Genomic DNA, 26,035 nt, shown 5'->3' with positions numbered 1-26,035 from the left:
GGCCACGAAACCTCGTATGGTCATGACCGTGTTGGAGGAGATGCGGATACGGTCGCTCGGAGTCATCGACGACGCGGTGGTGGAGCTGTCACCCGGTTTCACCGCCGTGACCGGTGAGACCGGCGCGGGCAAGACCATGGTCGTCACCAGCCTCGGGCTGCTGCTCGGCGGACGTGCCGACCCCGCCCTCGTACGGATCGGCGCCAAGGCGGCGGTCGTCGAGGGCCGGATCACGGTGTCCGAGGGCGACGCGGCGGCGCTGCGGGCCGAGGAGGCCGGTGCGGAGATCGAGGACGGTGCGCTGCTGATCAGCCGTACCGTTTCCGCGGAGGGGCGCTCCCGCGCGCATCTGGGCGGCAGATCCGTGCCGGTGGGCGTGCTGGCCGAGCTGGCCGACGAACTCGTCGCCGTGCACGGCCAGACCGACCAGCAGGGGCTGCTCAAGCCGGCCAGGCAGCGGCAGGCCCTGGACCGGTACGCGGGCGACGGTGTCGCCGTACCGCACGCCACCTACGCGGCGGCCTACCGGCGGCTGCGCGAGGTCGCCGGAGAACTCGACGAGCTGACCACGCGCGCCCGCGAACGGGCCCAGGAAGCCGACCTGCTGCGCTTCGGGCTGAACGAGATCGCCGCTGTCGAACCGCTGCCCGGTGAGGACACCGAGCTCGCCGCGGAGGCCCAGCGGCTCGGCCACGCGGACGCCCTCGCCTCCGCCGCCGCCCTCGCGCACACCGCGCTGGCAGGAAACCCGGAGGACCAGGAGGCGGTCGACGCGACGACCGTCGTCGCGGCGGCCGGTCAGGCGCTGGAAGGGGTACGGGCCCACGACCCGGCGCTCGCCGCACTCGCGGACCGGGTCGGCGAGATCTCCATCCTGCTCTCCGACGTCGCGGGCGAACTCGCGGGCTACGCCGACCAGCTGGACTCCGACCCGCTCCGGCTCGCCGCGGTCGAGGAGCGGCGCGCCGCGCTCACCGGACTCACCCGCAAGTACGGCGACGACATCACCGCCGTGCTGGCCTGGGCCGAGGACGGGGCCGCGCGCCTCATGGAGCTGGAGAGCGACGACGACCGGATCGGTGAACTGACCGCGGAGCGGGACGCGCTGCGCGGCGAGCTCTCCGGACTCGGCCAGGCGCTGACCGACGCCCGGACGGCGGCGGCGGCGCTCTTCGCGGAGGCGGTCACCGCGGAGCTCGCCTCCCTCGCGATGCCGCACGCCCGGGTCTCCTTCGACATCCGGCAGACCGAGGCGCCCGACGAGGCGTCAGGCATCGACATCGGCGGACGCAGCGTGGGCTACGGGCCGTCCGGCGCCGACGAGGTCGAACTGCTGCTGGCCCCGCACCCCGGCGCCCAGCCACGCCCGATCGCCAAGGGCGCCTCCGGCGGTGAGCTGTCCCGGGTGATGCTCGCCGTCGAGGTGGTCTTCGCCGGTTCCGACCCGGTACCCACCTACCTCTTCGACGAGGTCGACGCGGGCGTCGGCGGCAAGGCGGCCGTCGAGGTCGGGCGGCGGCTGGCGAAGCTCGCCAGGTCCGCCCAGGTGGTCGTCGTGACCCACCTGCCCCAGGTCGCCGCGTTCGCCGACCGGCAGCTGCTGGTCGAGAAGACCGTGGACGGCTCGGTGACCCGGAGCGGCGTCACCGTCCTGGAGGGCGAGGAGCGGGTACGGGAGCTGTCCCGGATGCTCGCGGGCCAGGAGGACTCCGAGACGGCCCGCGCCCACGCGGAGGAGCTCCTCGCCACGGCACGGACGGACGGATAGCGGCGGGTCGCGGGGTCCTGGGCGCCGATCCCGGCGTCGCAGCCCCGCGATCTTCACCCGTGCGAGTGGTACGCCACGCCCGGTTTGTTCCGGTGCGCACCGGAGTTACGGTCCCGTCGTGCCGGAACGTGCGTACGGACTGGCATCCTTGGCGGTGTACACACCGCCGACTCGGCAGCCCCGGGAGCCATTCAACGTGTCACAGCTGCGTACGGTCCAAGTGCTGGGCGGAGGCAGTGCGGGAAGCAGCGCCCATGTCGGCTCGCTGGCCGCCGGACTCGTCGCGCGAGGCGTGCAGGTCACGGTCTGCGCGCCCGCGGGGCTGGACCGCACCTACGACTTCTCCGCGACCGGGGCGCACTTCGCGCCCGTACCCAGGCGCAGTGATCCCGCCGCCGTCGCCGCGCTGCGGGGTGCCTGCGCGGGTGCGGACGTGGTCCACGCGCACGGACTGCACGCCGCCGTACGGGCCGCCCTGGCGCTCGGCGGCCGCCGCGTCCCGCTGGTCGTCACCTGGCACACCCGGTCCCACGCCGAGGGCGCCCGCCGCCGGCTGCTGCACCTGCTGGAGCGAAGGGCCGCCCGCGCGGCGGCCGTTGTGCTCGGCGCCTCCTCCGACCTGGTCGACCGGGCCCGTCGGCGCGGTGCGCGCGACGCCCGGCTCGCGCCCGTCGCCACTCCGCCGCCGCTGATCCCCGCCACACTGTCCGACGACAAGGTGCGGGCCGAACTCGGCGCCGTGGAACGGCCGTTGATCGTGGCGGTCGGCAGCCTGGTGCCGCATCACGGGTTCGGCACGCTGCTCGACGCGGCGCGCGCGTGGCGGCGGCTCGACACCGTACCCCTGCTGGTCATCGCGGGCGAGGGGCGCGAGCGGGCGGCTCTGCAGCGGCGGATCAAGGCCGAGGACCTGCCCGTCGCGCTGATCGGCAGCAGGACCGATGTCGCCGAGCTGCTGGCCGCCGCCGACCTGGCCGTGCTGCCCAGCCGCTGGGAGGCCCGCTCGCTGCTGGCCCAGGACGCGCTGCGGATCGGCGTGCCGCTGGTGGCCACCTCGGTCGGCGGAGTGCCCGAACTCGTGGGTGAGGCCGCGGAACTCGTGCCGTACGGGAACGCGGAGGCGCTCGCCCGCGCGGTGGCCCGGCTGCTCGGGGACCCGGCGGAACGGGACCGGCTGGCCGCCGCGGGGATCGCGCAGGCTGCGAGCTGGCCGACCGAGGACGACACGATCGCCCAAGTGCTGAGCGTGTACGACGAGTTGGCGCAGCCGCTGGCGGTGGCCCGGAACCGCTGAGCCGGTGGCTTGCGGTTCGGACCGTTGAGCCGGTGGCGTGTGGTCCGGTGCTCGGGCCGTGTGGCGGCGGGCGTGGGCGGTCCGGATCTCAGACCGTGTGGCGGCGGGCGCGCAGGGCCAGGCTCAGGGCCAGGACCGCCTGCGGGTCGTCCAGATCGGTGCCGAGAAGTTCACCGATACGAGCGAGCCGGTTGTAGAGCGTCTGCCGGTTCAGATGCAGCTCGCGCGCCGTCTCCGCCTTGCGGCCCGCGTGCGCGAGGTAGGTCTCAAGGGTGGGCAGCAGCGGCGGGCGCGAGGTGCGGTCGTGATCGCGCAGCGGGCCGATCGCCCGCTCGACGAACGCCGCCAGATCCGGGTGGTCCCGCAGCCGCCAGAGCAGCAGATCGATATCGAGGCGCCGGGCGTCGTACCAGGGCCGGTCGCCGAGCCCCTGTGCGGCCGTGGCCGTCTCCGCCGCGTGCCGGAGCCCCGCGCCGACGGTCGCCCAGCTGCCCGCCACCCCGACGACCACGACCGGGGGATGGGAACCCGCCCGTTCGAGCCCGGCCCGCTCCACTCCGGCCCGCAGCGCCGCGGCGACCCGGTCGGCCACCGCCGTACGCTCCGTCTCGGTCCGCAGCGCCAGCAGCAGCGGCACCCGGCCCTCCACCGGCCGCACCCCGAGCAGGACCGGCACCCCCACGGAGGACAGCTCCTCCAGGACCGCGCGGGCCAGCAGCGCCCAGTTGCCGGACGGGGACAGCTCGGGGGCCAGCCGCATCACCACGGGCAGCACCGGCATCTCGCCCGGCTTGAAGCCCAGCACCCGGGCCTGGGCCGGGGCGTCCTCCGGGGCGATCCGGCCCTCCGCCAGATCGGTGAGGAAGTCGCCTCGGCCGCGCGCCGCGAGCTCCTCCTCCTGCCGGGCCTGCATCAGCACCACGGCGAGCAGGCCCGCCGCGCGTTCCGCCGCCATCCGGTGCACCGTCACCAGCGGACCGTCCACGGCCAGCAGCACCAGCCTGGCCCGTACCGAACCGGTTCCCGGACCGCCGCCCGGCACATCCGCCAGCACCGCGCCGACGGGCGGCGACTCGCGGGCAGCCCGGCCGCCGCGCATCCCGTCCCAGACCTGGAGCGGATCGGCGGAGACCGGCCCGGACTCGGTACCGGCCGCGTACAGGAGCTGGCCGTCGGCCGTCTCCAGGAACACCGGGTTCGCGGTGAAGTCCGCCAGGATGCCCAGCACCTGGGGCACTCCGCCGCCGCCGAGCAGCGCCTGGGTGCAGCGCCGGTGGACCTCCTCGGCCTGCTGGAGCAGCGCGTAGTGACCGTTGACGATCTCGGTGTGGACCTCCTCGGTCACCGTCACGAACGGCACCTCGCGGTGCAGCTGGACCAGCGGCAGCCCGGCGGCGCGGGCGGCGTCCACTATCGAGGCGGGCAGCCTGCTGAATCGCGGACCGAGCTCGACCACCAGGGCGGCGATGCCCCGGTCGGCGAGCCTGCGGACGAACGCGCGCTGCTCGGCCGGGCGGGTACCGAGCCCCAGACCGGTGGTCAGGAGCAGCTCGCCGCCCTTGAGCAGCGAGGCGATGTTGGGGACCTCGCCCGCGTGCACCCAGCGCACCGTACGGCTGAGCCGGTCGGCGCCGGACACCACCTCGGGGAGCCCGCCGCGCAGTCCTGGCAGCTCCAGGGCACGCTGCACGGTGATGCCGCCTTGGGTCTCCATGGACTAGGGCCTCGCGCTTCGCTTCGTTCGGACCGGGCGCGCACACTTGCCGACGCCCTGGTCAGGAAGGTACCGGCCCGGAGCGCCGGAGGCACCGCCGGGGCGGCGGGCCGTTGACAGGCTGGGGCCCCGCTGCGATCTTGACCCTTCGGCACCGGCACGGGGGAGGACCCATGGACGACGCGGCACCTGCCCGCGAGGACGGCCCGCCGGGCCCGCTCGTGGGCCCGGACTGGCTCGCCGCCCGGCTCGGCCGGCCCGGACTGCGGGTCTTCGACGCCTCGGTCGGCGCCCACCGGGAAGCCCCCGTACGGATCCCCGGGGCCCGCCCCTTCGACCTAGACGGCGCACTGTCCGAGCCCGGCGGACCGCTGCCGCACACCATGCCCGACGCGGCCCGGTTCACCGAGGAGATGCGCGCGCTCGGCCTCCACGACGGCGACACGGTCGTGGTCTACGACGCGGTGGGCCTCTACTCCGCCGCACGGGCCTGGTGGATGCTCCGGGCGATGGGCCTCGACCGGGTGGCGGTGCTCGACGGCGGGCTGCCCGGCTGGACGGCGGCCGGACTGCCGACCCGGGAGGGCGCCCCCGACGGCCTCCCCGCGCGCGGGGACTTCACGGCGACGCCGCGCCCCGGGATGTTCGTGGACGCCGACGAGGTGGCGGCCGCGCTCACCGATCCGGCGGCCGTCGTGTTCGACGCCCGGTCCCGGGAGCGCTTCGGCGGCACGGCGCCCGAACCACGCCAGGGGCTGCGCGGCGGCCATATGCCCGGGGCGGTGAACCTGCCCTTCACCGAGGTCCAGCAGGAGGGCCGGATGCGCCCGGCGGCCGAGCTGCGGGCCCTGTTCGAGGCACTCGCCCCGGGCCGGGGCCGACTGCTGTTCAGCTGCGGATCGGGCGTCACCGCCTGTGTGCCCGCGCTGGCCGCCACCCTGGCCGGCCGCGGGGAGTCCGCGGTCTACGACGGCTCCTGGAGCGAATGGGGACTGCCCTCGGAGAACCGCCCGGTCGTCACGGGCGGCTGAACGGCACCGGTGCGGCGAGCCCCCGACGGGGCGCGCCGCGGTCCGGACCTGTAGGTTCCGGTGAGCCGTGTCCTCTGGAACTGCAGTGACTTGCACTTTCAGGCCGGATTCTGCGGTCGTGTCAGTGACACAGTCCCGCTTTCGTGTCATTTTCCTCAGCGAACGGAAGAGCCAACGGCCGCTCACTGATGGCGGCTCCAGTCGGCGGGCCTCGGCCCGTGACGCCGCAGCCGCTGGTCATTGACCTTGAACCTCTAGATGAGGCCAGCCCTTAGGGCGTGTCCTGTAGGTCGGCACGCAGCCATAACACGATGGCGGCGATGATGATTTCTGAGCGGTAGCAGGTGACGCGTTTGGAGTGGCGGGTGGCGATCGCGCGGAACTGTTTGAGTCGATTGAAGCAGCGCTCGACGACGTTGCGGCCGGTGTAGCGGTCCACCGCGCGCACCAGAGCCTGGTAGAGCAGATGCGGGCCGGCGCCGCTGTAACCCCCCGCCGAACACCGTGCCTGAGCAGAAGCGTCGCCGTTATCATTGACCGGTGACCGGCAACCTTGAGTCGTTCCAGGACGAACTGGCCGCCAGCGGGTTTCCGCCGCTGATCAACAAGCTGGCTGGGGCCGGCTTCCGGGGCAGGATCGCCACCCGTGACCTCGGGCCGCTGCGGCTGGTCTCCCTCGACACGCCCGAGAGCGCCTGCATCGGGCGGGAGCGCGACGCCTCCGACGGCGAGAACCTGGCGGTCAAGGTGATGACCCGGGGCCGGACGCGGATCGAGCAAGGGCGCGGCGACGCCGAACTCGGGCCGACCGACCTGGTACTGCTCGATCCCACGCGTACGCTCCGGTTCGAGAGCACCGCCTCGGCGCACGTCACCATCCTGGTTCCGCGCCGGGAGCTTCGGATCCGGCCCGCGCAGATCGACCGGCTCATCGGCGTACGCATCGACGGCAGCCACGGCCCGGGCGCTCTCGTCTCCGTGCTGGCCCGGCAGTCGGCGTGGTCGGCGACCGAGTTCCGCGAGGCGGAGGCGCTGCGGTCGGCGGCGGCCGTCGTCGAGCTGATCGCGGTCGCACTGGAGGCCCGGCTCGGCGACGAACAACCGGCCGCGGACGAGTGGCTGCGGAGCCGGATCGCCGGCTACATCGAGACCCGGCTGGCCGATCCCGATCTGTCCCCGCCTGGCATCGCCGCCACCCACAACATATCCGTACGCCGGCTGCACAAGCTGTTCGAGGACCAGCCGCTCACCGTCGCGGCCCTGATCCGCCGTCGCCGCCTGGAGCGCTGCCGGGCCGAGCTGACCGGAAGCGGACGTACGGTCACCGCCGTGGCCGCCCGGTGGGGATTCCCCGATCCCACCCATTTCAGCAAGCTCTTCAAGGCGACGTACGGCTACAACGCCCGTGCACTGGTAACCAGCAACCGTGCACAGACGACCAAGACGCGCACAGCCGGCCCGGACAAGGATGGTGGTGACCAAGGCAGGCAATAGCAATAGGAGAAGTCGTGGCGAAGGTAAACATCGTCCGCCCCGGTGAGGGCGAGATCCTCGGCAGCGGGGCGCAGCAGATCCGCATCCTGGAGAACGGCGAGCACACCGACCACCGGCTGGGGTTCGCCGAGGTCACCATTCCGCCGGGCACCCCGAGCCCGTTGCAGCATCGCCACGCCCAGCATGACGAGGGCTTCTACGTGCTGGCGGGAACTTTCCGGTTCACCGTCGGCGAGGACCAATACGACGCAGGGCCGGGCACCTGGGTCATCGTGCCGACCGGGGCGCCGCACACGTTCGCCAACGTCGGCGACGAGAACGCGGTCATGCTGAACACCTTCACGCCGGACCTGTATGTGCAGTACTTCCGCGACTTCAAGGCCATGATCGATTCCGGGCAGCCGGTCAACGCCGAGACCATGCAACCGCTCTGGAAGAATTACGCCACCGAGATCTCGAACGAATACGCCTCGTGAAGCGCCTTCAATACGACTGCTACGGCGGCCCGGAGGTGATGCGGCTCGCTGAGTTCGAGCCACCACGCCCGGGTCCGGATGAGGTTCTCGTCCGCGTCCGAGCGGCGGCTTCCAACGCGCTGGACTGGAAGATGCGCAACGGCGAGATGAAGTTGATGACCGGTCGCTCCTTTCCCCGGGCGATGGGGCACGACTTCGCCGGAGTCGTCGAGGCGGTCGGCGCCGGCGTCACCCGCTTGAAGGCCGGCGACGCGGTACTCGGCGGGGCTCGTTTCCGGCAGGCGGGGGCGTTCGCCGAGATGGTGACGGTCCCGGAGAAGGCGGTCGTGCTCAAACCGGTGGACCTTTCGTACGAGCAGGCCGCCGCGCTGCCGACCGTGGGCGTGACCGCCTACCAGGCCACGGCGGAGGTCCGTCCCGGGCAGGCGGTCTTCGTCAACGGGTGCCTGGGCGGGGTGGGCCGGGCCGCCGTCCAGTTCGCCCGGGCGCGGGGAGCCTCGGTCGCCGGCAGTTGCCGCAACCCTGCGGCCGACGAGGCCCACGAGCTCGGCGTCGAGCCGGTCGTGGGTTTCGGCTTCGACCCGGCCGCCCTCGCGGAACGGTTCGATCTCGTCCTCGACACGCCCGGCATGCTTCCCTTCGCTGCGGCCCGAACGCTGCTGAAGCCCGGCGGAACCATCGTCGACATCGTCCCGACCCCGGCCAAAATGATCAGAAGCGCACTGCCCGGCCCGTTCCGGGCGATGATGGGCCGGCCGGTGACCGCCGACCTGGAGGAGGTGGCCCGGACCCTGCGCCTGCCCATCGCCCGTACGGTCCCGTTGGCCGAGGCGATTCCCGCCCTGACGGAGCTGGAGCGCGAGCAGCGCCCGAAGGGCGGCAAACTGGTCATCGCCATGGCCGGAAGCTGAGCCGGGCCGAGCTAAGGGCTGTCCCGTAGGTCGGCACGCAGCCATCCTTGGTTCCGTGGCCCCGTGGCGTGGATCGCAGCGACTACGGCTTCACCGATCTGGGTCAGTTTCATCGGTGATGCCGTGGTTGTACGAGTGAGAAGTGGGTGTCCGATCTCGCGACGCAGTCTTCCAACTCTCGTGATCAGGGCCGTGCGGGCCGCGAGGTCCTCGTCATCGGCGGCAGACGGGCCCGACCTATCGTGAGGTCGTCCTCAAGGACGGGCGCGACCGGCTGGCCAGGATGTCACTGCGCGAGCTGCTGACTTGCGATCGCGCCGAGCTGATCCACGTTTTCCAGCACGTGCGGATCCGGCTCGCTCCACACCTCGTACTGCCATCCGCGCGAAGTCACGGCCTCCTGCGTCCCGGCGAAGGTGAAAGCGACTTCCGGCTTCTCAAGTCGGTGCCGCGGCTTGACGTCCACGACCACCGGACCGTCATCCGTCAGCAGCAGATAGTCCGGGATGTGCTTGCGGACCTTGCCATCAACGCCGGCCTTGAGCAGGAACGGCTGGGCGACGATTTGCCGCACCTCGGGAGCGAAGCCGGCGACAACAGCCGCCCCAGCTCCAGCCGCGACTCGTAGATCAGATGATCGCCCACGGTCGCCGACCAATACGTGCCCGAATAGTGCTGCTGCCCCTTGAACCAGCGGAACGTCCGCCACGGCCGGGCCTGCCGCAGCAGCCCGAGCGGCACCGATGGCCACTCCAGGTCCTCCACCACGGACTCGTCACCACGCCGGACACTCAGCCGTACCGGCGTGGCCACCGCTGTACCCATCGGACCATCAACCCCGCGCGTTCCGAGGCGGCCCCACTGGCCGCCGGACGCCGAGGTCCTGCCCCGGCCGCGTACGCAGACGCCGACCGGGGCGGTCCTGTACACAAAGAGGGGCTCACGGAGCATGAATCCCAGCCCCCTGTCCTATTGGCCACGCGGTGGACACCACCGCTGGGACGAGGACACGGGATCTGGGATCCCACAGGACCGTCAGCCCACGTACGCCCCGCTCGCCGTCAGCCGCAGTGCCGTGTCGATCAGCGGCACGTGGCTGAAGGCCTGCGGGAAGTTCCCCACCTGGCGCTGCAGCCGGGAGTCCCACTCCTCGGCCAGCAGGCCCAGGTCGTTGCGCAGGGACAGCAGCCGTTCGAAGAGCTGGCGGGCCTCGTCGACCCGGCCGATCATCGCCAGGTCGTCGGCCAGCCAGAACGAGCACGCCAGGAACGCGCCCTCGTCGCCCTCCAGACCGTCCACACCGGCGTCCCCGCCGGTCGTGGGGTAGCGGAGCACGAAGCCGTCCTCCGTGGACAGCTCCCGCTGGATCGCCTCGATCGTGCCGATGACCCGCTTGTCGTCGGGCGGCAGGAATCCCATCTGGGGGATCAGCAGGAGGGAGGCGTCCAGCTCCTTCGACCCGTACGACTGGGTGAAGGTGTTGCGCTCCTTGTCGTACCCGCGTTCGCAGACGTCGCGGTGGATGTCGTCGCGCAGATCGCGCCACTTCTCCAGCGGCCCTTCCGCGTCCCCGGCCTCGATCAGTTTGATCGTCCGGTCGACCGCCACCCAGGCCATCACCTTGGAGTGCACGAAGTGCCGACGCGGCCCGCGCACCTCCCAGATGCCCTCGTCCGGCTCCTCCCAGTGCTTCTCCAGGTACTCGATCAGCTTGAGCTGGAGCCCGGTGGCGTAGTCGTTGCGGGTCAGGCCGGTCATGTGCGCGAGGTGCAGGGCCTCGGTGACCTCGCCGTACACGTCCAGCTGGAGCTGGCCCGCGGCGCCGTTGCCGACCCGGACCGGGCCCGACTGCTCGTAACCCGGCAGCCACTCCAGCTCGGCCTCGCCCAGCTCCCGTTCGCCCGCGATCCCGTACATGATCTGCAGGTTCTCGGGGTCGCCCGCGACCGCCCTGAGGAGCCACTCGCGCCAGGCACGGGCCTCCTCGCGGTAGCCGGTGCGCAGCAGCGAGGACAGCGTGATCGCGGCGTCGCGCAGCCAGGTGTACCGGTAGTCCCAGTTGCGGGAGCCGCCGATGTCCTCGGGCAGCGAGGTGGTGGGCGCGGCGACGATGCCGCCGGTCGGGGCGTAGGTCAGGGCCTTGAGCGTGATCAGCGAGCGGACCACGGCCTCGCGGTAGGGGCCGTGGTACGTACACTGCTCGACCCACTCGCGCCAGAAGTCCGCGGTCGCCTCCAGCGAACCCTCCGGGTCCGGGAGCGCGGGCGGTTCGCGGTGCGAGGGCTGCCAGCTGATCGTGAACGCGATCCGGTCACCCGGGGCGACGGTGAAGTCCGAGTACGTCGTGAGGTTCTCGCCGAACGTCTCGGCCGTGGTGTCCAGCCAGACCGAGTCGGGGCCCGCGACGGCGACCGTGCGGCCGTCCACCTTGTGCACCCACGGGGTGACCCGCCCGTAGCTGAACCGCATGCGCAGCTCCGAGCGCATCGGCACCCGGCCGCTGACGCCCTCCACGATCCTGATCAGCTGCGGGGCACCGTCACGCGGCGGCATGAAGTCGGTCACCCGGACCGTGCCGCGCGGCGTGTCCCACTCCGATTCGAGGATCAGTGAGTCCCCGCGGTATCGGCGCCGGTCGGCCGGGAGCGGCTGTTCGCCCTCGGCGCGGGGCCCGAGGCGCCAGAAGCCGTGCTCCTCGGTGCCCAGAAGGCCGGCGAACACGGCGTGTGAATCGAAGCGGGGCAGGCACAGCCAGTCGGCTGTACCGTCCCGGCAGACCAGGGCAGCGGTCTGCATGTCTCCGATGAGTGCGTAATCCTCGATGCGCCCGGCCACGTGCATCTCCAGTCGAACGGCCATGTCGCCCCGTAGGGCCCTTACTGCGGGTCAAGAGGTCGTTGCTAGGGGTTGAGGTGGGGGAATCTGCGCGTTCATACCTCGCCCGGAGCGAGTGTCCGAGCAGGATACGACGCACCTGGGTGATCCGCGCGACGGTCCCGGCAAGAGAGATGAGCCGAACGGGTGGGGCGTGAGAGACATGCGGGGAACATGTGTGGTGACTGTGCCCGGAGTGGCCGGAAGCAGGCTCCCCTGGTCGCTGATACCCTGGTAGCCCGTGGACCGGTGGTCGTCTGGCAACAGCAGACGAGGCCCCCGAACCGCAGCGACGGCGCCTCCGGAATCTCCGGACGGCAAAGCCGGTACGCACCTCACGATCGCGACCACGGGAGCCCCCTTTGGCTATGCAGCCCACATCCACGACGACCAAGCACATCTTCGTCACCGGGGGTGTCGCCTCTTCCCTCGGCAAGGGTCTGACTGCCTCCAGCCTCGGTGCCCTGCTCAAGGCGCGCGGCCTTCGGGTCACCATGCAGAAGCTCGACCCGTACCTGAACGTCGACCCGGGCACGATGAACCCCTTCCAGCACGGTGAGGTGTTCGTCACCAACGACGGCGCCGAGACCGACCTGGACATCGGACACTACGAGCGCTTCCTCGACGTTGACTTGGACGGCTCCGCCAACGTCACTACAGGCCAGGTGTACTCGCAGGTCATCGCCAAGGAGCGGCGAGGCGAATACCTCGGTGACACCGTGCAGGTCATCCCGCACATCACCAACGAGATCAAGCACCGCATCCGCCGCATGGCCACCGACGACGTGGACGTCGTCATCACCGAGGTCGGCGGCACGGTCGGCGACATCGAGTCGCTGCCGTTCCTGGAGACCGTCCGCCAGGTCCGCCACGAGGTGGGCCGGGACAACGTCTTCGTCGTGCACATCTCGCTGCTGCCCTACATCGGCCCGTCCGGCGAGCTGAAGACCAAGCCGACCCAGCACTCGGTGGCGGCGCTGCGCAACATCGGTATCCAGCCGGACGCGATCGTGCTGCGGGCCGACCGCGAGGTGCCGACCGCGATCAAGCGCAAGATCTCACTGATGTGCGACGTCGACGAGGCCGCCGTGGTGGCCTGCCCCGACGCCAAGTCGATCTACGACATCCCCAAGGTGCTGCACTCCGAGGGCCTGGACGCCTATGTCGTGCGCAAGCTCGACCTGCCGTTCCGGGACGTCGACTGGACGACCTGGGGGGATCTGCTGGACCGCGTCCACAACCCCGACCACGAGGTCACCGTCGCCCTGGTCGGCAAGTACATCGACCTCCCCGACGCCTACCTCTCGGTCACCGAGGCCATCCGGGCCGGCGGCTTCGCCAACAAGGCCCGCGTCAAGGTCAAGTGGGTCGCCTCCGACGACTGCAAGACCCCGGCGGGCGCCAGGACGCAGCTCGGTGACGTCGACGCCATCTGCATCCCCGGCGGCTTCGGCGAGCGCGGTGTGATCGGCAAGGTCGGCGCCATCCAGTACGCCCGTGAGAACAAGGTGCCGCTGCTCGGCCTCTGCCTCGGCCTCCAGTGCATCGTGATCGAGGCCGCGCGCAACCTCGCGGAGATCCCCGACGCCAACTCCACCGAGTTCGACGCCGCCACCGGCCACCCCGTCATCTCCACGATGGAGGAGCAGCTGGCGTTCGTCGAGGGCGCGGGCGACCTCGGCGGCACCATGCGGCTCGGCCTCTACCCGGCGAAGCTCGCCGAGGGCTCGCTGGTCCGTGAGGCGTACGACGGCCAGCCGTACGTGGAGGAGCGCCACCGCCACCGCTACGAGGTCAACAACACCTACCGCGCCGAGCTGGAGAAGAAGGCCGGTCTGGTCTTCTCCGGCACCTCCCCGGACAACAAGCTCGTCGAGTACGTCGAGTACCCGCGCGAGGTCCACCCCTACCTGGTCGCCACCCAGGCGCACCCGGAGCTGCGCTCCCGCCCGACCCGCCCGCACCCCCTGTTCGCGGGCCTGGTGAAGGCGGCCGTCGCGCGCAAGACGGGCAGCACCACGGAAGCCGCGCCGAGCAAGTAACGGCACCTCCGCAGGCGTTACGGTTGACCGGGGTACGCGTCCTTCGAGGACGGGTACCCCGGTCACTGTTTTTTGTGGGAGGACGTAGATGGGTTTCCAGGACACGCCCGAGGAATGGCCGGTCACCGCGACCGAGACGCCGTTCCGGGGCAACAAGACCAGCGTCCGCACCGACCAGGTGGTGATGCCCGACGGATCCGTCCACGGCCGCGACTACCAGGTGCACCCCGGCTCGGTCGCCGTGCTCGCACTCGACGACGCGGGCCGCGTCCTGGTGCTGCGCCAGTACCGCCACCCGGTGCGCCAGAAGCTGTGGGAGATCCCGGCCGGACTGCTCGACGTCCCCGGTGAGAACCCGCTGCACGCCGCGCAGCGCGAGCTGTACGAGGAGGCGTACGTCAAGGCCGAGGACTGGCGGGTGCTGACCGACGTCTACACCACGCCCGGCGGCTGCGACGAAGCCGTACGGATCTTCCTCGCCCGGAACATCTCCGAGGCGGACGGCGAGCGTTTCGAGGTCGCGGAGGAGGAGGCGGACATGGAGCTGGCCCGGGTGCCGCTCCAGGACCTCGTACGCGGTGTGCTCGCCGGGGATCTGCACAACAGCTGCCTGGTGGTGGGAGTGCTCTCGCTCGCCGCGGCGCTCGCGGGCGACGGCGTCGAATCGCTGCGGCCCGCAGAGGCGCCCTGGCCCGCCCGGCCGTTCGAGGCCTGACGGCACGTCGGGGAACCGGAATGGCCCCCGGTCGGAAAAAACGCTGATCCGATCGGGGGACCTGTCCGCCGCGCTCCACCGGATTCGCCCACCCGCCTGAACTACGCTCGGAATGCCCTGACCGGAGTCCCGGCGGGCGACGCGTGCAGCGAAGTGGAGCGTGGCCCGTGACGGATCAGGCGGTGGACACCAGCGACCCGGCCGAGGCTGCGGGGACCGAGGAGCCGGCCACCGTCGAGCCATCCCAATTCTTCGGGCGCGAGCGCGAGTTGAAGGAACTCCGGGCCGACATCGAACGGGCCGGACTGGACACCATGGCCGGTCGCAAGAGCGGCCGGGCCCGGGTCCTGCTGATCGCCGGCCGCCCCGGCTCCGGCCGCACCGCGCTGGCCGGCGAGCTCACCCGGCGACTGCTCGGCACCGGCGACTATCCCGACGGCCTGCTCCGCGTCCGGCTCACCGAACCCGGCGGTGCCCCGGTCCCCACCGAGCGCGCCGCCCGGGACCTCCTCGGCCAGCTCGACGTGGCGGGGCCGCCCGGCGCGGACGAGGACGAGCTGTCCGAGATGGTGCGCGAGGCCCTCGCCGTACGCCGGGTCCTGTTGCTGATCGACGACGTGCCGGACGCCGAACAGGTCGACCCGCTGCTCCCGGACAACCCGGACTGCCTGGTCGTCGCCACCGCACAGGGCCCGCTGACCGGCATCCCCGGCGTCCGGCCCTGCACCATCGGCGGATTGGAGGCGGGCCCCGCGGTCCAGCTGCTCGCCCGCACCATCGGGCAGGTCCGCATCACCGTCGACCCGCGGACCGCCGAGACCCTGGCCGAGGAGTGCGGCGGCCAGCCCGCCGCACTCGTGATGGTCGGGGGCTGGCTGGCCGCGCACCCCACGGCCTCGGTGGCCGACGTCACCAAGCAGCTGCGGGAACTGCCGGACGACGCCGAACAGTCCACCGGCGCCCGTCCGCTGGCCCGCGCCTTCCGGCTGATCCACGACTCGCTGCCGCCGACCGCCGCCCGGATACTGCGACTGCTCTCGCTGGCCCCCGCCGGACTCGCCGACGCCCACACCGCGTCCGCGCTGGCCGGCTGCTCCGTCTCGGCCGCCCAGACCACGCTCGACGACTTCGTGCGCCTCGGCGTGCTGCGGAGCAACGGGGCGGGCCGGCCGCTGTACGAGGTGCCCGGCTGCCTTGCCCCGCTGCTGCGGGCGCTGCTGGAGGACCGGGACCGCCCGGCCGAGATCCAGCTCGCGCAGGCGAGGATGCTGGAGCGGACCGTGCGCCTGCTCCAGTCCTGCCGCGCGGTCACCGAACCCGAGGGCTCCCCGGCCCGGCGCAGGCTCGCCGGGCTGCCGCGCTCCCTGCGCTTCCCCGGCCCCGAGGCCGCCGCCGAATGGCTGCGGATCCGCCGCCCGGCCCTGCTCGCCTCCGCCCGGATCGCCGTGCAGGACGGCGAACTCGACACGCTCGCAAGGCGGTTGGTGGCCGCACTGGTGCGGGCGCTGGCGGTGCACGAGGGTACGGAGGCGGCCGCGCCCGAGCTGTACGGACTGCACGGTCTGGTACTGGCCGTCGCGGAGCGGCGCGAGCTGCCGCGCGAGCGGGCCGCCGCCCTGCTCAACCTCGCGGACCTGGACGCCGGGACCGGCCGGACCCGGGAGGCGCTGGCCCGCTACCGGGCCGCGCTGGATGCCGGACGGGCCGCGAAGGACCCGTACGCCACCGGGCGGGCGATGGAATCCGTGGGCGGCGCCTACGCGGAGCTGGGCGACTTCCACCGGGCCTCCGACTGGTACGGCCGGGCGCTCGCGCAGCGGCTCACCGCGGGGGAGAAGGCCGACGAGGCACGGCTCTACGGGCGCCTGGGCACGGTCCACACCTACGCCGGGCGGTACGGCGAGGCGCTGCGGAACTGGCGCGCCGCGGCGGCCGGCTACCGCAGGCTCGGTGACCTGCCCGCCCAGGCGCGGGCGCTCAGCGAGGTCGCCCGGGTCCAGGAGTACGCGGGCCGTCCGCAGGAGTCGCTGCAGACCTGCCGGGAGGCCGTGCAGTGGGCGCGGCAGGCCAAGGACGTACGGCTGCAGGCCGCCCTTGAGCTGCGGCTGGCCGACACGCTGGACCGGCTCGGTGACCCCGCAGCCGCGGGGCTGCACCGGGGTACAGCCGACAGATTGCTGGGTGAGGGGAGCGCAGCCTACGAAATCCGTAGTCCGGCGACGGAAAATTAATGCTTTGTAAGGCTAGACAGCGGGAAGCCCTTCATTAGACTGGCTCTGCCGCGGGTGTTCGCGGTGTCTCCATTTATGCTGCGTCTATCCGGGTATGTATTGCTATGCCCGGGTGACCCCTCTGAGTCAAGGACCGTGATCGACGTGAAGGTCGGCATCCCCCGCGAAGTCAAGAACAACGAGTTCCGCGTGGCGATCACGCCTGCCGGTGTGCACGAGCTCGTCCGCCACGGCCACCAGGTCGTCGTCGAGGAGAGCGCCGGCGCCGGCTCGTCCATCACGGACGAGGAGTACGTCGCGGCCGGGGCGCGGATCCTGCCCACCGCCGACGAGGTCTGGGCCACCGCCGACCTGCTGCTGAAGGTCAAGGAGCCGGTCGCGGAGGAGTACCACCGCCTTCGCAAGGGTCAGACCCTCTTCACCTATCTCCACCTCGCCGCCTCCCGCGCCTGCACGGACGCGCTGCTGGAGTCCGGCACCACCGCCATCGCGTACGAGACCGTCGAGACCGCGAACCGCGCGCTGCCGCTGCTCGCCCCGATGTCCGAGGTCGCGGGCCGGCTGGCCCCGCAGGTCGGCGCGTACCACCTGATGCGCTCGGTCGGCGGCCGCGGTGTGCTGCCCGGCGGCGTCCCGGGTACGGCGGCCGGGCGGGCCGTCATCATCGGCGGCGGCGTCTCCGGCTGGAACGCCACCCAGATCGCCGTCGGTCTCGGCTTCCACGTCACGCTGCTCGACAAGGACATCAACAAGCTCCGCGAGGCCGACCGGATCTTCGGCACCAAGGTGCAGACGGTCGTCTCCAACGCCTTCGAGCTGGAGAAGGCCGTCGTCGAGGCGGACCTCGTCGTCGGCGCCGTACTCATCCCCGGCGCGAAGGCCCCGAAGCTGGTCACCAACGAGCTCGTCGCCAAGATGAAGCCCGGAAGTGTACTTGTCGACATTGCAATTGATCAGGGTGGCTGCTTCGAGGACTCCCACCCGACGACGCACGCCGAGCCGACCTTCATGGTTCACGACTCGGTCTTCTACTGCGTCGCCAACATGCCCGGCGCGGTGCCGAACACCTCCACGTACGCCCTCACCAACGCGACGCTTCCCTACATCGTGGAGCTCGCGAACCGGGGCTGGGCCGAGGCGCTGCGCCGTGACGCCGCACTCGCCAAGGGGCTCAACACCCATGACGGGCAGGTCGTTTACCGTGAGGTGGCGGAGGCGCACGGCCTCGACCACGTCGAACTGAGCACGCTTCTCGGCTGAGGGTCAACCCCTCCCGTCAACCTCGCGCATCCGGCCGGACCTTGCCGAGCAAGGTCCGGCCGGACGCATGCCGGGCCCCTGTCGGACCCCGCGCAACTCGCCTCGAACGTAACCCTTTAACCGATTCGTGCACCCGCGAAAAGTACGCCCGGAGGGCTGCGCGCCCTTGACAGCGGGGTGTTCGATTGCCGACACATCGGGCCGGGTCCGGCGGATTGTGTTGCTGCGAACCGGTGACACGCCATAGAGTCGCCAATCGTCGGCATGGTGCCACGCTGACCTATCGATAAGTTTCCTGGTCACGTCCAAGGAGGTAAGACGACTTGTGAATGAGTCGACATTTACTCCCGGGGGTGTTCAACCAGGGATGCCTGCACGGGGCCAGGGCCCGAACGGGCTGGAGGCTGTCGGCTCCGTCGCTGTCCGCACCTTCGCCACCCACCAGCACATGACGACAGCCCCCCAGATGATGGACGGCCTACACGTGAACGCCATGGCCGGCAACGAGAGTGGCCGGGACACCGCCCACTTCGCCGACTTCGACGAGGCGCCCCAGGGGCGCTTCTACGACCCCGACGCCGAGTACGAGCCCGATCCGGAGTACGCGGCCACGCTCGCGCCCGACGCCGCCCGGCAGCGCCGCGAGCGAGTCGGCCCGACCGGCCGGCCCCTGCCGTACTTCCCGATCCCGGGCCCGCTGACCGATCACGGCCCCGCCAAGATCATCGCGATGTGCAACCAGAAGGGCGGCGTCGGCAAGACCACGTCGACCATCAACCTGGGTGCCGCGCTCGCGGAGTACGGGCGGCGGGTCCTGCTCGTCGACTTCGACCCGCAGGGAGCCCTGTCGGTCGGTCTCGGCGTGAACCCGATGGAGCTCGACCTCACCGTCTACAACCTGCTCATGGAGCGGGGCATGGCGGCCGACGAGGTCCTCCTGAAGACCGCCGTGCCCAACATGGACCTGCTGCCGAGCAACATCGACCTGTCGGCCGCCGAGGTCCAGCTGGTCAGCGAGGTGGCCCGGGAATCCACCCTGCAGCGCGCCCTGAAGCCGCTGATGGCCGACTACGACTACATCGTGATCGACTGCCAGCCCTCGCTGGGCCTGCTCACCGTGAACGCGCTGACCGCCGCGCACAAGGTGATAGTGCCGCTCGAATGCGAGTTCTTCGCGCTGCGAGGTGTGGCCCTGCTCACCGAGACCATCGAGAAGGTCCAGGAGCGGCTCAACCCGGAACTGGAGCTCGACGGCATCCTCGCCACCATGTACGACTCCCGTACGGTGCACAGCCGCGAGGTCCTCGCGCGTGTCGTCGAGGCCTTCGACGATCACGTGTACCACACGGTCATCGGGCGCACGGTCCGCTTCCCGGAGACCACGGTCGCCGGCGAGCCCATCACCACGTACGCCTCCAACTCGGTCGGTGCCGCCGCCTATCGCCAGCTCGCCAGGGAGGTGCTCGCCCGGTGTCACGCCGAGTGAGTCTGCCGGGGGCCGACGAACTGTTCCGTACCACCGGGGGGATGGGGCTGCAGTCCTCGTCCCCCGCGGAACGGCGGCGCAAGGCGAACGGCGAGGCCGCCCGGGTGCCCGCACCGGCCGGCGGCGAGAACGACTCCGGGGCCGACGCCCCGGCGCCAGGCTCAGAGGCCCCGGCCGCCCCCTCCGCGCAGGAGGAGCACTCGGCGGCCAGGGCCGACGCCGGCGATTCGCGCAGCCGCGGCGGTGAGAACGACCGGATGGCGGTGGCCGCACAGGCCGGGCGCCGTCCGCAGCCGCCGTCCTCGCAGGAGCCGGTTCCGGCGCCCGTGGTCCAGCAGCAGCGCAGACGCGGTGGCGGGCGCGGCGCGAACCGGCGGCCCAGCGGCCGGGAGCGCCACGACGAGAAGATCACGGTCTACGTCTCCGCCGAGGAGCTGATGGACCTCGAACACGCGCGGCTGGTGCTGCGCGGCGAGCACGGGCTCGCCATCGACCGGGGCAGGATCGTCCGTGAGGCGGTCGCCGTCGTCCTGGCCGACCTGGAGTCCCGGGGCGACGCGAGCATCCTCGTACGGCGGCTGCGCGGCCGCTGACGGGCCCGGCGCCGGTAGCCTGCCCCGGAGGGCGGGCCGCCGTCCGCCCGCCCGTGTCCCGCCGCACCCTGGATCCCCATGCCCTCACCCGACGAGCCCGCCCGCACCTCCCGCCGCCCACTGGGCCGCGGGCCGGGCGGCGGGCCCGTGCCGGTGCCTGTCCCCGATCCGGTGCTTGAAGCCGATCCGGTGCTTGAACCCGATCCGGTCCCTGCGCCCGATCCGATGCCTGTCCCCGTACCGGAGCCCGAACCCGCGCCCGTTCCCGTACCGGACCCTGCGGCCGTCCCCGTCCCCGTCCCCGTCCCCGTCCCCGCTCCCGCCCCGGAGGCCGACGACGGTCGGTTCACCGTGCGGCTGGCGAACTTCGAGGGGCCGTTCGACCTGCTGCTGCAGCTCATCTCCAAGCACAAGCTGGACGTGACCGAGGTGGCCCTGTCCAAGGTCACCGACGAGTTCATGGTCCACATCCGGGCCATGGGGCCGGACTGGGACCTGGACCAGACCACCGAGTTCCTCGTCGTCGCGGCGACCCTCCTGGACCTCAAGGCGGCCCGGCTGCTGCCCACCGCGGAGGTGGAGGACGAGGGGGACCTGGCGCTGCTGGAGGCCAGGGACCTGCTCTTCGCGAGGCTGCTGCAGTACCGCGCGTACAAGCGCATCGCGGAGATCTTCAGCGAGCGGCTCGAATCGGAGGGCCGCCGCTTCCCCCGTACCGTCGGGCTGGAGCCGCACCACGCGGAGCTGCTGCCCGACGTGGTGATCAGCATCGGGGCCGAGGGCTTCGCGAAGCTGGCCGTGAAGGCGATGCAGCCCAAGCCCCGGCCGCAGGTCTACGTCGACCACATCCACGCCCCGCTGGTCAGCGTGCGGGAGCAGGCCGGGATCGTGATGGCCCGGCTCCGGGAGGCGGGGGAGATGAGCTTCCGGGAGCTGGCCGGGGACGCCCAGGACACCCTCACCGTCGTCGCCCGGTTCCTCGCGTTGCTGGAGCTCTACCGGGAGAAGGCCGTCGTCCTGGACCAGGACGAGGCGCTGGGGGAGCTGATGGTGCGCTGGGCCGGCGAGCAAGGGGCCGAGCCGGTCGTCACGGACGAGTTCGACCAGGAGGCACCGGACATGCGGGACGAGCGGCAGGACGTGAAGGCATGAGTGAGCAGGACGTCACCGGACCGGCCGTCGCGGGCCTCGACCTGAAGCCCGCGTTGGAGGCCGTGCTGATGGTCGTCGACGAGCCCGCCACCGAGGAGCACCTGGCCAAGGTGCTGGAGCGGCCCCGGCGGGCCGTCGCGGACGCGCTGCGGGAGCTGGCCGACGAGTACACCGAGCAGCGCCGCGGCTTCGACCTGAGGCTGGTCGCGGGAGGCTGGCGGTTCTACACCCGGCCGCAGTACGCGGCGGCGGTCGAGGGCTTCGTCCTGGACGGCCAGCACGCCCGTCTCACCCAGGCGGCGCTGGAGACCCTCGCGGTCGTCGCGTACCGGCAGCCGGTGAGCCGTTCCAGGGTCTCCGCGGTGCGCGGCGTGAACTGCGACGGGGTCATGCGGACCCTGCTCCAGAGGGGCCTGGTCGAGGAAGCGGGCGCGGAACCCGAAACAGGTGCGATCCTGTACAGGACGACGAACTACTTTCTGGAGCGAATGGGCCTGCGTGGCCTGGACGAGCTCCCGGAGCTCGCGCCCTTCCTACCGGAGGCGGACGCGATCGAGGCTGAGACGCTAGAGGGTGTGCCGTCGTTCGATCCGGACGCACCGGACACCCCGGATACTCACGCAGACGACAAGACGGAATTTTGATGCGAAGCAGTGGCAGGAACAGCGGAAGCGGCAGCGGCGGCGGCAGGAGCGGCGGCGGAGCCGGCGGCAGGAGCGGCGGAGCCAGCAGCGGCGGCGGCAGGAGTGGCGGCGGAGCCGGCGGCAGGAGCAGCGGCGGCAGGAGCAGCGGCGGAGCCAGGAGCGGTGGCAGCGGCGGCCGGAACAACATCGGCACCGGCCGGAACACCAACCCGAACCCCCGGGTCTCCGGCTCCGAGCGCGAGGACAAGCAGGAGCAGCGTCCCCGCCGGCCCCGCCCGGAGGAGCGCCGCTACGACGTGGGCAACGACAAGCCGGGCGGCGACGGCGGCACCCGCAAGGGCCGCGGCGCGGCGGCCCGCGGCGGCGCCAAGGGCGGCCCGAAGGCGGCCTCCGGCGGCTCGAAGAGCAGCGGCCGGCGTGCCCCGTACGGCGCCCCCGCCCGCCCGCGCGAGCTCGACGCCAAGATCGAGCAGCGCAACCGCGACCGGTACGCGAACAAGCCCGAGATCTCGACGCCGAAGACCCACCCGGGCGCCGAGCAGGAGGGCGAGCGGCTGCAGAAGATCCTCGCCAGGGCCGGCATGGGCTCACGCCGCGCCTGCGAGGAGCTCATCGAGCAGTCCCGCGTCGAGGTCAACGGTGAGATCGTCGTCGAGCAGGGCATGCGCGTCGACGTGAACCACGACGAGATCAAGGTCGACGGTCTGACCGTCGCCACCCAGTCGCACCTGTTCTTCGCGCTGAACAAGCCGGCCGGTGTCGTCTCCTCCATGGAGGACCCGGACGGGCGCCAGTGCCTCGGCGACTACGTCACCAACCGTGAGACGCGGCTCTTCCACGTCGGCCGGCTGGACACCGAGACCGAGGGCATCATCATGCTCACCAACCACGGTGAGCTGGCCCACCGTCTCACCCACCCCAAGTACGGCGTGAAGAAGACCTACCTGGCCGCCATCCAGGGCCCGCTCCCGCGCGACCTGGGCAAGCGGCTCAAGGACGGCATCCAGCTGGAGGACGGGTACGCCCGCGCCGACCACTTCCGAGTCGTCGAGAACACCGGCAAGAACTACCTGGTCGAGGTGACCCTCCACGAGGGCCGCAAGCACATCGTCCGCCGGATGCTGGCCGAGGCCGGCTTCCCGGTCGAGCGGCTCGTGCGGACGTCGTTCGGCCCGATCCCGCTGGGCGACCAGAAGTCGGGCTGGCTGCGCCGGCTCACCAACACCGAAGTGGGCATGCTGATGCGCGAGGTCGGTCTGTAGACCTCCGTTCCACCGCTCACGGCCCGCGGCCGGTTCCTGGATTCCGAATTTCGGACAGGAACCGGCCGCGGGCCTTTTGCTACCTGCGTTCGACCTTTATAGTCAGAATGACTATTAAGGAGGCGGTGTGAGTCTCGCGAACGTCCTCGATCCCCTGCGGCAGCCCCTGGTGACGGTCCCGGGAACCCCGGCCGGCCTGCGCGAGCGGCGGCACGGTCGCGCCGTCCGGCCGGGGGAGTCCACGGAGGACGCGGCATGAAACGCTTCGCGCACGGCCTGGTGCTCGGCAGGTTCTACCCGCCGCACGCCGGTCACCACCATCTCGTCCGCACCGCGCAGGACCGCTGCGAGCGGCTGACCGTGCTGGTCCGCGCCGCCTCGGCGGAATCCGTCCCGCTCGCCGACCGGGTCGCCTGGATGCGCGAGGTGCACCCGGACGTGACGGTGGCCGGCGCCGTCGACGACACCCGGACGGATCTCCGCGACCCGGCGGTCCGGGACGCCCGCACGGCGCTCTTCACCGCGGCCGTGCCCGAGCCCGTGGACGCCGTCTTCACCTCGGAGCCGTACGGGGACGAGCTGGCCCGCCGCTTGGGCGCCGAACCCGTCGCCGTCGACCCGGACCGCACGGTCTTCCCGGTCTCCGGCACCGCGGTGCGCGCGGACCCGGCGGGCTACTGGGACTTCCTCGAACCGCCGGTCCGGGCCGCGCTGGCCCGCCGGGTCGTCGTCCTGGGCGCCGAGTCCACCGGCACCACCACCCTGGCCCGCGCGCTGGCCGCCCAGTACCGCAGGCGCGGTGGTGTCTGGGCGCTCACCGGGTACGTCGCCGGGTACGGGCGCGAGTTCCGCGAACAGAAGCCGGCCGCGCCGCGCGCCCGGTGGCCCCGCGCCCAGCGGGAGGACGTCGCCTTCACCACCGACGACTTACCGCTGATGGCAGAGGCCCGGAACGCCCGGGAGGAGGCGGCCGCCCGCACCGGATCCCCGGTGCTCGTCTGCGACACCGACTCCTTCGCCGCCACCGTCCGGCACGAGCGGTACGCCGGTGGCCGCAACCCGCTCGTCGAGCGCGCGGCCGACCGGCCGGCCCCTCACCTGTGGCTGCTGACCGACCACGAGGGCGTCGCCTTCGAGGACGACGGACTGCGCCACAGCGAGGAGCCGCGGCCCTTGATGACCGACCGTCTCCGAGCCGAACTCACCCGAACAGGAAGGAACTTCATCGAAGTCACCGGAAGCCGCCAACAGCGCCTGGCCACGGCTGTCGAGGCGGTCGACGCCCTGCTGGCCAGGGGCTGGCACTTCGCCGACCCCCTTCCGGAGCGGCGATGAGCGGCGCCGCGCCAGAGGGCTACGACCCGCACGCCTTCGAACCGTTCGCCGTCACCGTGGACCTGGCCGTCTTCACGGTCCGCGACACCCAGCTGCACGTCCTGCTCGTCGAGCGGGGCGAGGACCCGTACAAGGGCCGGTGGGCGCTGCCCGGCGGCTTCGTCCTGCCCCGCGAGTCCGCCGAGGACGCGGCCCGCCGGGAGCTGGCCGAGGAGACCGGGCTGAGCGAGGACACCGTCTCGGCCCTCCACCTGGAACAGCTCGCGACGTACAGCGACCCGGACCGCGATCCGAGGATGCGCGTGGTCTCCGTCGCCTACGCCGCGCTCGTACCGGATCTGCCGGAACCGCACGGCGGCGGCGACGCGGCCAGCGCCGGATGGTGGGACGCCGGAGAGCTCGGCGCGCTCGCCTTCGACCACGACCGCATCCTCGCCGACGCACAGATCAGGATCGGCGCCAAACTCGAATACACCTGCCTGGCCACCGCGTTCTGCCCGCCCGAATTCACCCTGGGAGAGCTCCAGCAGGTGTACGAGACGGTCTGGGGCGTCGAGCTGGACCGGCCCAACTTCAGGCGCAAGGTCCTCACCACGCCCGGCTTCGTCCAGGCGGCACAGGGGTCACCGCGCCGTACCGGCGGACGGGGAAAACCGGCCGCCCTCTACCGGGCGGGTGCCGCGACCGCCCTGCACCCCCCACTGCTGCGACCGGAAGGAAGAAGCACGTGATCGTGACCAGGACCATCACCAAACAGGCCGCCACCGGCGCGCTGACCGGGCTCGCGCTCGGCGACGCGCTGGGCTTCCCGACCGAGTTCAACAACGTTCCCTCGATCCTCGCCAAGTGCGGGCCGTGGCGCCAGATGCGGCTGCCGAAGCCCGCGGTCGTCAGCGACGACACCCAGATGACCCTCGCCCTGGGGCGCGGCATCCGGTCCGCCATGGACCGGGGACTGCTCACCCCGATGCGGCTGGTGCGCCCGGTGCGCGAGGAGTTCGTCGACTGGTACCACTCGCCCGACAACAACCGCGCCCCCGGCCGCACCTGCATGACCGCCTGCCGGATGCTCGACAGCGACCGCGTCTGGCAGGAGGCCAGCCAGACCGGCTCCAAGGGCTGCGGTGCCAACATGCGGGTCGCCCCCATCGGACTCGTCCCCGGACTCAGCGACGAACAGCGCGCCGGAGCCGCCCAGCTGCAGGCGGCCCTCACCCACGGACACCCCACCGCACTCGCCGCCTCCGACCTGATGGCCCGCGCGGTGTACCTGCTGGCGCAGGGCGCGGAGCCGGTCGGACTGATCGGGCAGCTGCGCAGCTACGCGTACGAGAACAGCGGGACCTACCTCACCCGCTGGCTCGGGGACCTCTGGCGCTACGCCGGGGACTCCTCGCCCGAGCTCTACATCCAGCGGGGCTGGGAGGAGTGCCTCACCGCACTGGAGCGCGTCCAGGACGCCCTGCGCGACCCGTCCCCGGAGACCGATCCCTGTGAGGCGACCGGCGACGGCTGGATCGCCGAGGAAGCCCTGGCCACGGCCCTGCACTGCTTCCTGCTCTTCCCCGGCGAACCGGTCACCGCCCTGCGCCGCGCCGCCTGCACCCGGGGCGACTCGGACTCGCTCGGCTGCCTGACCGGCGCGCTCGCCGGGGCGCACCTGGGCTCGGGAGCCTGGCCCAAGGAGTGGTCGGAGCGGATCGAGTACCGGAGCGACCTGCTGTCCCTGGGGGCGCTCTGGGACTCCTGAGCC

General features: G+C 72.0%; 23 protein-coding genes. 19 read left to right on the top strand and 4 right to left on the bottom strand.

The features are described from left to right. The first annotated feature begins 22 nt into the window (after window positions 1–22). Window positions 23–1,768: a DNA repair protein RecN gene (recN, locus tag OG892_RS07615; RefSeq protein WP_371628750.1), complete on the top strand. Its 1,746-nt coding sequence runs from the start codon at window positions 23–25 to the stop codon at window positions 1,766–1,768. A 196-nt stretch (window positions 1,769–1,964) separates the two neighbouring features. After that, complete coding sequence (locus OG892_RS07610) at window positions 1,965–3,062, top strand: glycosyltransferase family 4 protein (RefSeq protein WP_328867561.1); 1,098 nt, start codon at window positions 1,965–1,967, stop codon at window positions 3,060–3,062. An 88-nt stretch (window positions 3,063–3,150) separates the two neighbouring features. Here the strand turns inward: OG892_RS07610 and OG892_RS07605 are convergent, their stop codons facing one another. Continuing rightward, window positions 3,151–4,776 carry a PucR family transcriptional regulator gene (locus OG892_RS07605; protein ID WP_073739927.1) on the bottom strand — a complete coding sequence of 542 codons (1,626 nt, stop codon included), beginning with the start codon at window positions 4,774–4,776 and terminating at the stop codon, window positions 3,151–3,153. A 173-nt stretch (window positions 4,777–4,949) separates the two neighbouring features. On the opposite strand from OG892_RS07605, the gene OG892_RS07600 reads away from it, so the two are divergent. Then, window positions 4,950–5,807 carry a sulfurtransferase gene (locus tag OG892_RS07600; RefSeq protein ID WP_371628749.1) on the top strand — a complete coding sequence of 286 codons (858 nt, stop codon included), beginning with the start codon at window positions 4,950–4,952 and terminating at the stop codon, window positions 5,805–5,807. 271 nt (window positions 5,808–6,078) lie between these two features. On the opposite strand, the gene OG892_RS07595 is transcribed toward OG892_RS07600, so the two are convergent. Next, window positions 6,079–6,255, bottom strand: a complete 177-nt coding sequence (locus tag OG892_RS07595; protein ID WP_371628748.1) for a hypothetical protein — start codon at window positions 6,253–6,255, stop codon at window positions 6,079–6,081. 92 nt (window positions 6,256–6,347) lie between these two features. Here OG892_RS07595 and OG892_RS07590 point away from each other — a divergent pair, with 92 nt between their 5' ends. From OG892_RS07590 to OG892_RS07580, 3 genes are read left to right on the top strand one after another with little or no spacing between them, the layout of a single operon-like run. Next, on the top strand, window positions 6,348–7,301 hold the full coding sequence (locus tag OG892_RS07590; protein ID WP_371628747.1) for a helix-turn-helix domain-containing protein: 954 nt from the start codon (window positions 6,348–6,350) through the stop codon (window positions 7,299–7,301). Window positions 7,302–7,315: 14 nt separating this feature from the next. Next, a complete protein-coding gene (locus tag OG892_RS07585; protein WP_024494953.1) occupies window positions 7,316–7,777 on the top strand; it encodes a cupin domain-containing protein in 462 nt (153 codons plus the stop codon). After that, window positions 7,774–8,688, top strand: coding sequence for an NADP-dependent oxidoreductase (locus OG892_RS07580; protein WP_242436906.1), 915 nt, complete (start codon window positions 7,774–7,776; stop codon window positions 8,686–8,688). Before OG892_RS07585 ends, OG892_RS07580 begins: the two co-directional genes overlap by 4 nt. Before the next feature lie 286 nt (window positions 8,689–8,974). On the opposite strand, the gene OG892_RS07575 is transcribed toward OG892_RS07580, so the two are convergent. Continuing rightward, window positions 8,975–9,262 carry a hypothetical protein gene (locus OG892_RS07575; protein WP_371628746.1) on the bottom strand — a complete coding sequence of 96 codons (288 nt, stop codon included), beginning with the start codon at window positions 9,260–9,262 and terminating at the stop codon, window positions 8,975–8,977. 461 nt (window positions 9,263–9,723) lie between these two features. Further along, complete coding sequence (locus OG892_RS07570; RefSeq protein WP_073739371.1) at window positions 9,724–11,523, bottom strand: glycoside hydrolase family 15 protein; 1,800 nt, start codon at window positions 11,521–11,523, stop codon at window positions 9,724–9,726. Window positions 11,524–11,930: 407 nt separating this feature from the next. Here OG892_RS07570 and OG892_RS07565 point away from each other — a divergent pair, with 407 nt between their 5' ends. The 13 genes from OG892_RS07565 to OG892_RS07505 all read left to right on the top strand — a co-directional run bounded on the left by OG892_RS07565 (window position 11,931) and on the right by OG892_RS07505 (window position 26,032). Further along, window positions 11,931–13,604, top strand: coding sequence for a CTP synthase (locus tag OG892_RS07565; protein ID WP_073739283.1), 1,674 nt, complete (start codon window positions 11,931–11,933; stop codon window positions 13,602–13,604). Between the two features lie 88 nt (window positions 13,605–13,692). Next, window positions 13,693–14,319 (top strand): NUDIX hydrolase, encoded by a 627-nt coding sequence (locus OG892_RS07560; RefSeq protein ID WP_073739284.1) that lies wholly within the window; start codon window positions 13,693–13,695, stop codon window positions 14,317–14,319. Window positions 14,320–14,486: 167 nt separating this feature from the next. Further along, window positions 14,487–16,550, top strand: a complete 2,064-nt coding sequence (locus tag OG892_RS07555; protein WP_371628745.1) for a tetratricopeptide repeat protein — start codon at window positions 14,487–14,489, stop codon at window positions 16,548–16,550. A 144-nt stretch (window positions 16,551–16,694) separates the two neighbouring features. After that, window positions 16,695–17,810 carry an alanine dehydrogenase gene (ald, locus tag OG892_RS07550; protein WP_073739372.1) on the top strand — a complete coding sequence of 372 codons (1,116 nt, stop codon included), beginning with the start codon at window positions 16,695–16,697 and terminating at the stop codon, window positions 17,808–17,810. 367 nt (window positions 17,811–18,177) lie between these two features. Continuing rightward, on the top strand, window positions 18,178–19,296 hold the full coding sequence (locus tag OG892_RS07545; protein ID WP_073739286.1) for a ParA family protein: 1,119 nt from the start codon (window positions 18,178–18,180) through the stop codon (window positions 19,294–19,296). After that, a complete protein-coding gene (locus OG892_RS07540; protein ID WP_073739287.1) occupies window positions 19,293–19,889 on the top strand; it encodes a hypothetical protein in 597 nt (198 codons plus the stop codon). Before OG892_RS07545 ends, OG892_RS07540 begins: the two co-directional genes overlap by 4 nt. Before the next feature lie 78 nt (window positions 19,890–19,967). Continuing rightward, window positions 19,968–21,041, top strand: a complete 1,074-nt coding sequence (locus OG892_RS07535) for a ScpA family protein (protein ID WP_371628744.1) — start codon at window positions 19,968–19,970, stop codon at window positions 21,039–21,041. After that, on the top strand, window positions 21,038–21,685 hold the full coding sequence (scpB, locus tag OG892_RS07530) for an SMC-Scp complex subunit ScpB (protein ID WP_073739289.1): 648 nt from the start codon (window positions 21,038–21,040) through the stop codon (window positions 21,683–21,685). The genes OG892_RS07535 and scpB overlap by 4 nt, the downstream gene beginning before the upstream one ends. Continuing rightward, window positions 21,685–22,947 carry a pseudouridine synthase gene (locus tag OG892_RS07525; RefSeq protein WP_073739290.1) on the top strand — a complete coding sequence of 421 codons (1,263 nt, stop codon included), beginning with the start codon at window positions 21,685–21,687 and terminating at the stop codon, window positions 22,945–22,947. Before scpB ends, OG892_RS07525 begins: the two co-directional genes overlap by 1 nt. A gap of 127 nt (window positions 22,948–23,074) precedes the next feature. Next, window positions 23,075–23,206, top strand: a complete 132-nt coding sequence (locus tag OG892_RS07520; RefSeq protein ID WP_371628743.1) for a hypothetical protein — start codon at window positions 23,075–23,077, stop codon at window positions 23,204–23,206. Further along, on the top strand, window positions 23,203–24,282 hold the full coding sequence (locus OG892_RS07515; RefSeq protein WP_073739291.1) for an AAA family ATPase: 1,080 nt from the start codon (window positions 23,203–23,205) through the stop codon (window positions 24,280–24,282). Before OG892_RS07520 ends, OG892_RS07515 begins: the two co-directional genes overlap by 4 nt. Next, a complete protein-coding gene (locus tag OG892_RS07510; RefSeq protein ID WP_371628742.1) occupies window positions 24,279–25,013 on the top strand; it encodes an NUDIX domain-containing protein in 735 nt (244 codons plus the stop codon). Before OG892_RS07515 ends, OG892_RS07510 begins: the two co-directional genes overlap by 4 nt. Beyond that, entirely contained in the window at window positions 25,010–26,032 is a 1,023-nt protein-coding gene (locus OG892_RS07505; RefSeq protein ID WP_327336198.1) for an ADP-ribosylglycohydrolase family protein, read from the top strand. The genes OG892_RS07510 and OG892_RS07505 overlap by 4 nt, the downstream gene beginning before the upstream one ends. The last annotated feature ends 3 nt before the right edge of the window (window positions 26,033–26,035 follow it).

Source organism: Streptomyces sp. NBC_00341 (assembly GCF_041435055.1).
Taxonomy (GTDB): Bacteria; Actinomycetota; Actinomycetes; order Streptomycetales; family Streptomycetaceae; genus Streptomyces.
The sequence above is the reverse complement of the archived record's forward strand: the minus strand, read 5'-3'. Positions and strand labels throughout refer to the sequence as shown.

Coding starts and splice junctions, on each gene's coding strand:
- OG892_RS07565 (WP_073739283.1), top strand. CDS start 11,931: ATGCAGCCCACATCCACGACGACCAAGCACATCTTCGTCACCGGGGGT.
- OG892_RS07545 (WP_073739286.1), top strand. CDS start 18,178: ATGCCTGCACGGGGCCAGGGCCCGAACGGGCTGGAGGCTGTCGGCTCC.
- OG892_RS07560 (WP_073739284.1), top strand. CDS start 13,693: ATGGGTTTCCAGGACACGCCCGAGGAATGGCCGGTCACCGCGACCGAG.
- recN (WP_371628750.1), top strand. CDS start 23: ATGACCGTGTTGGAGGAGATGCGGATACGGTCGCTCGGAGTCATCGAC.
- scpB (WP_073739289.1), top strand. CDS start 21,038: ATGAGTGAGCAGGACGTCACCGGACCGGCCGTCGCGGGCCTCGACCTG.
- OG892_RS07535 (WP_371628744.1), top strand. CDS start 19,968: ATGCCCTCACCCGACGAGCCCGCCCGCACCTCCCGCCGCCCACTGGGC.
- OG892_RS07510 (WP_371628742.1), top strand. CDS start 24,279: ATGAGCGGCGCCGCGCCAGAGGGCTACGACCCGCACGCCTTCGAACCG.
- OG892_RS07515 (WP_073739291.1), top strand. CDS start 23,203: ATGAAACGCTTCGCGCACGGCCTGGTGCTCGGCAGGTTCTACCCGCCG.
- OG892_RS07525 (WP_073739290.1), top strand. CDS start 21,685: ATGCGAAGCAGTGGCAGGAACAGCGGAAGCGGCAGCGGCGGCGGCAGG.
- OG892_RS07600 (WP_371628749.1), top strand. CDS start 4,950: ATGGACGACGCGGCACCTGCCCGCGAGGACGGCCCGCCGGGCCCGCTC.
- OG892_RS07605 (WP_073739927.1), bottom strand. CDS start 4,776: ATGGAGACCCAAGGCGGCATCACCGTGCAGCGTGCCCTGGAGCTGCCA.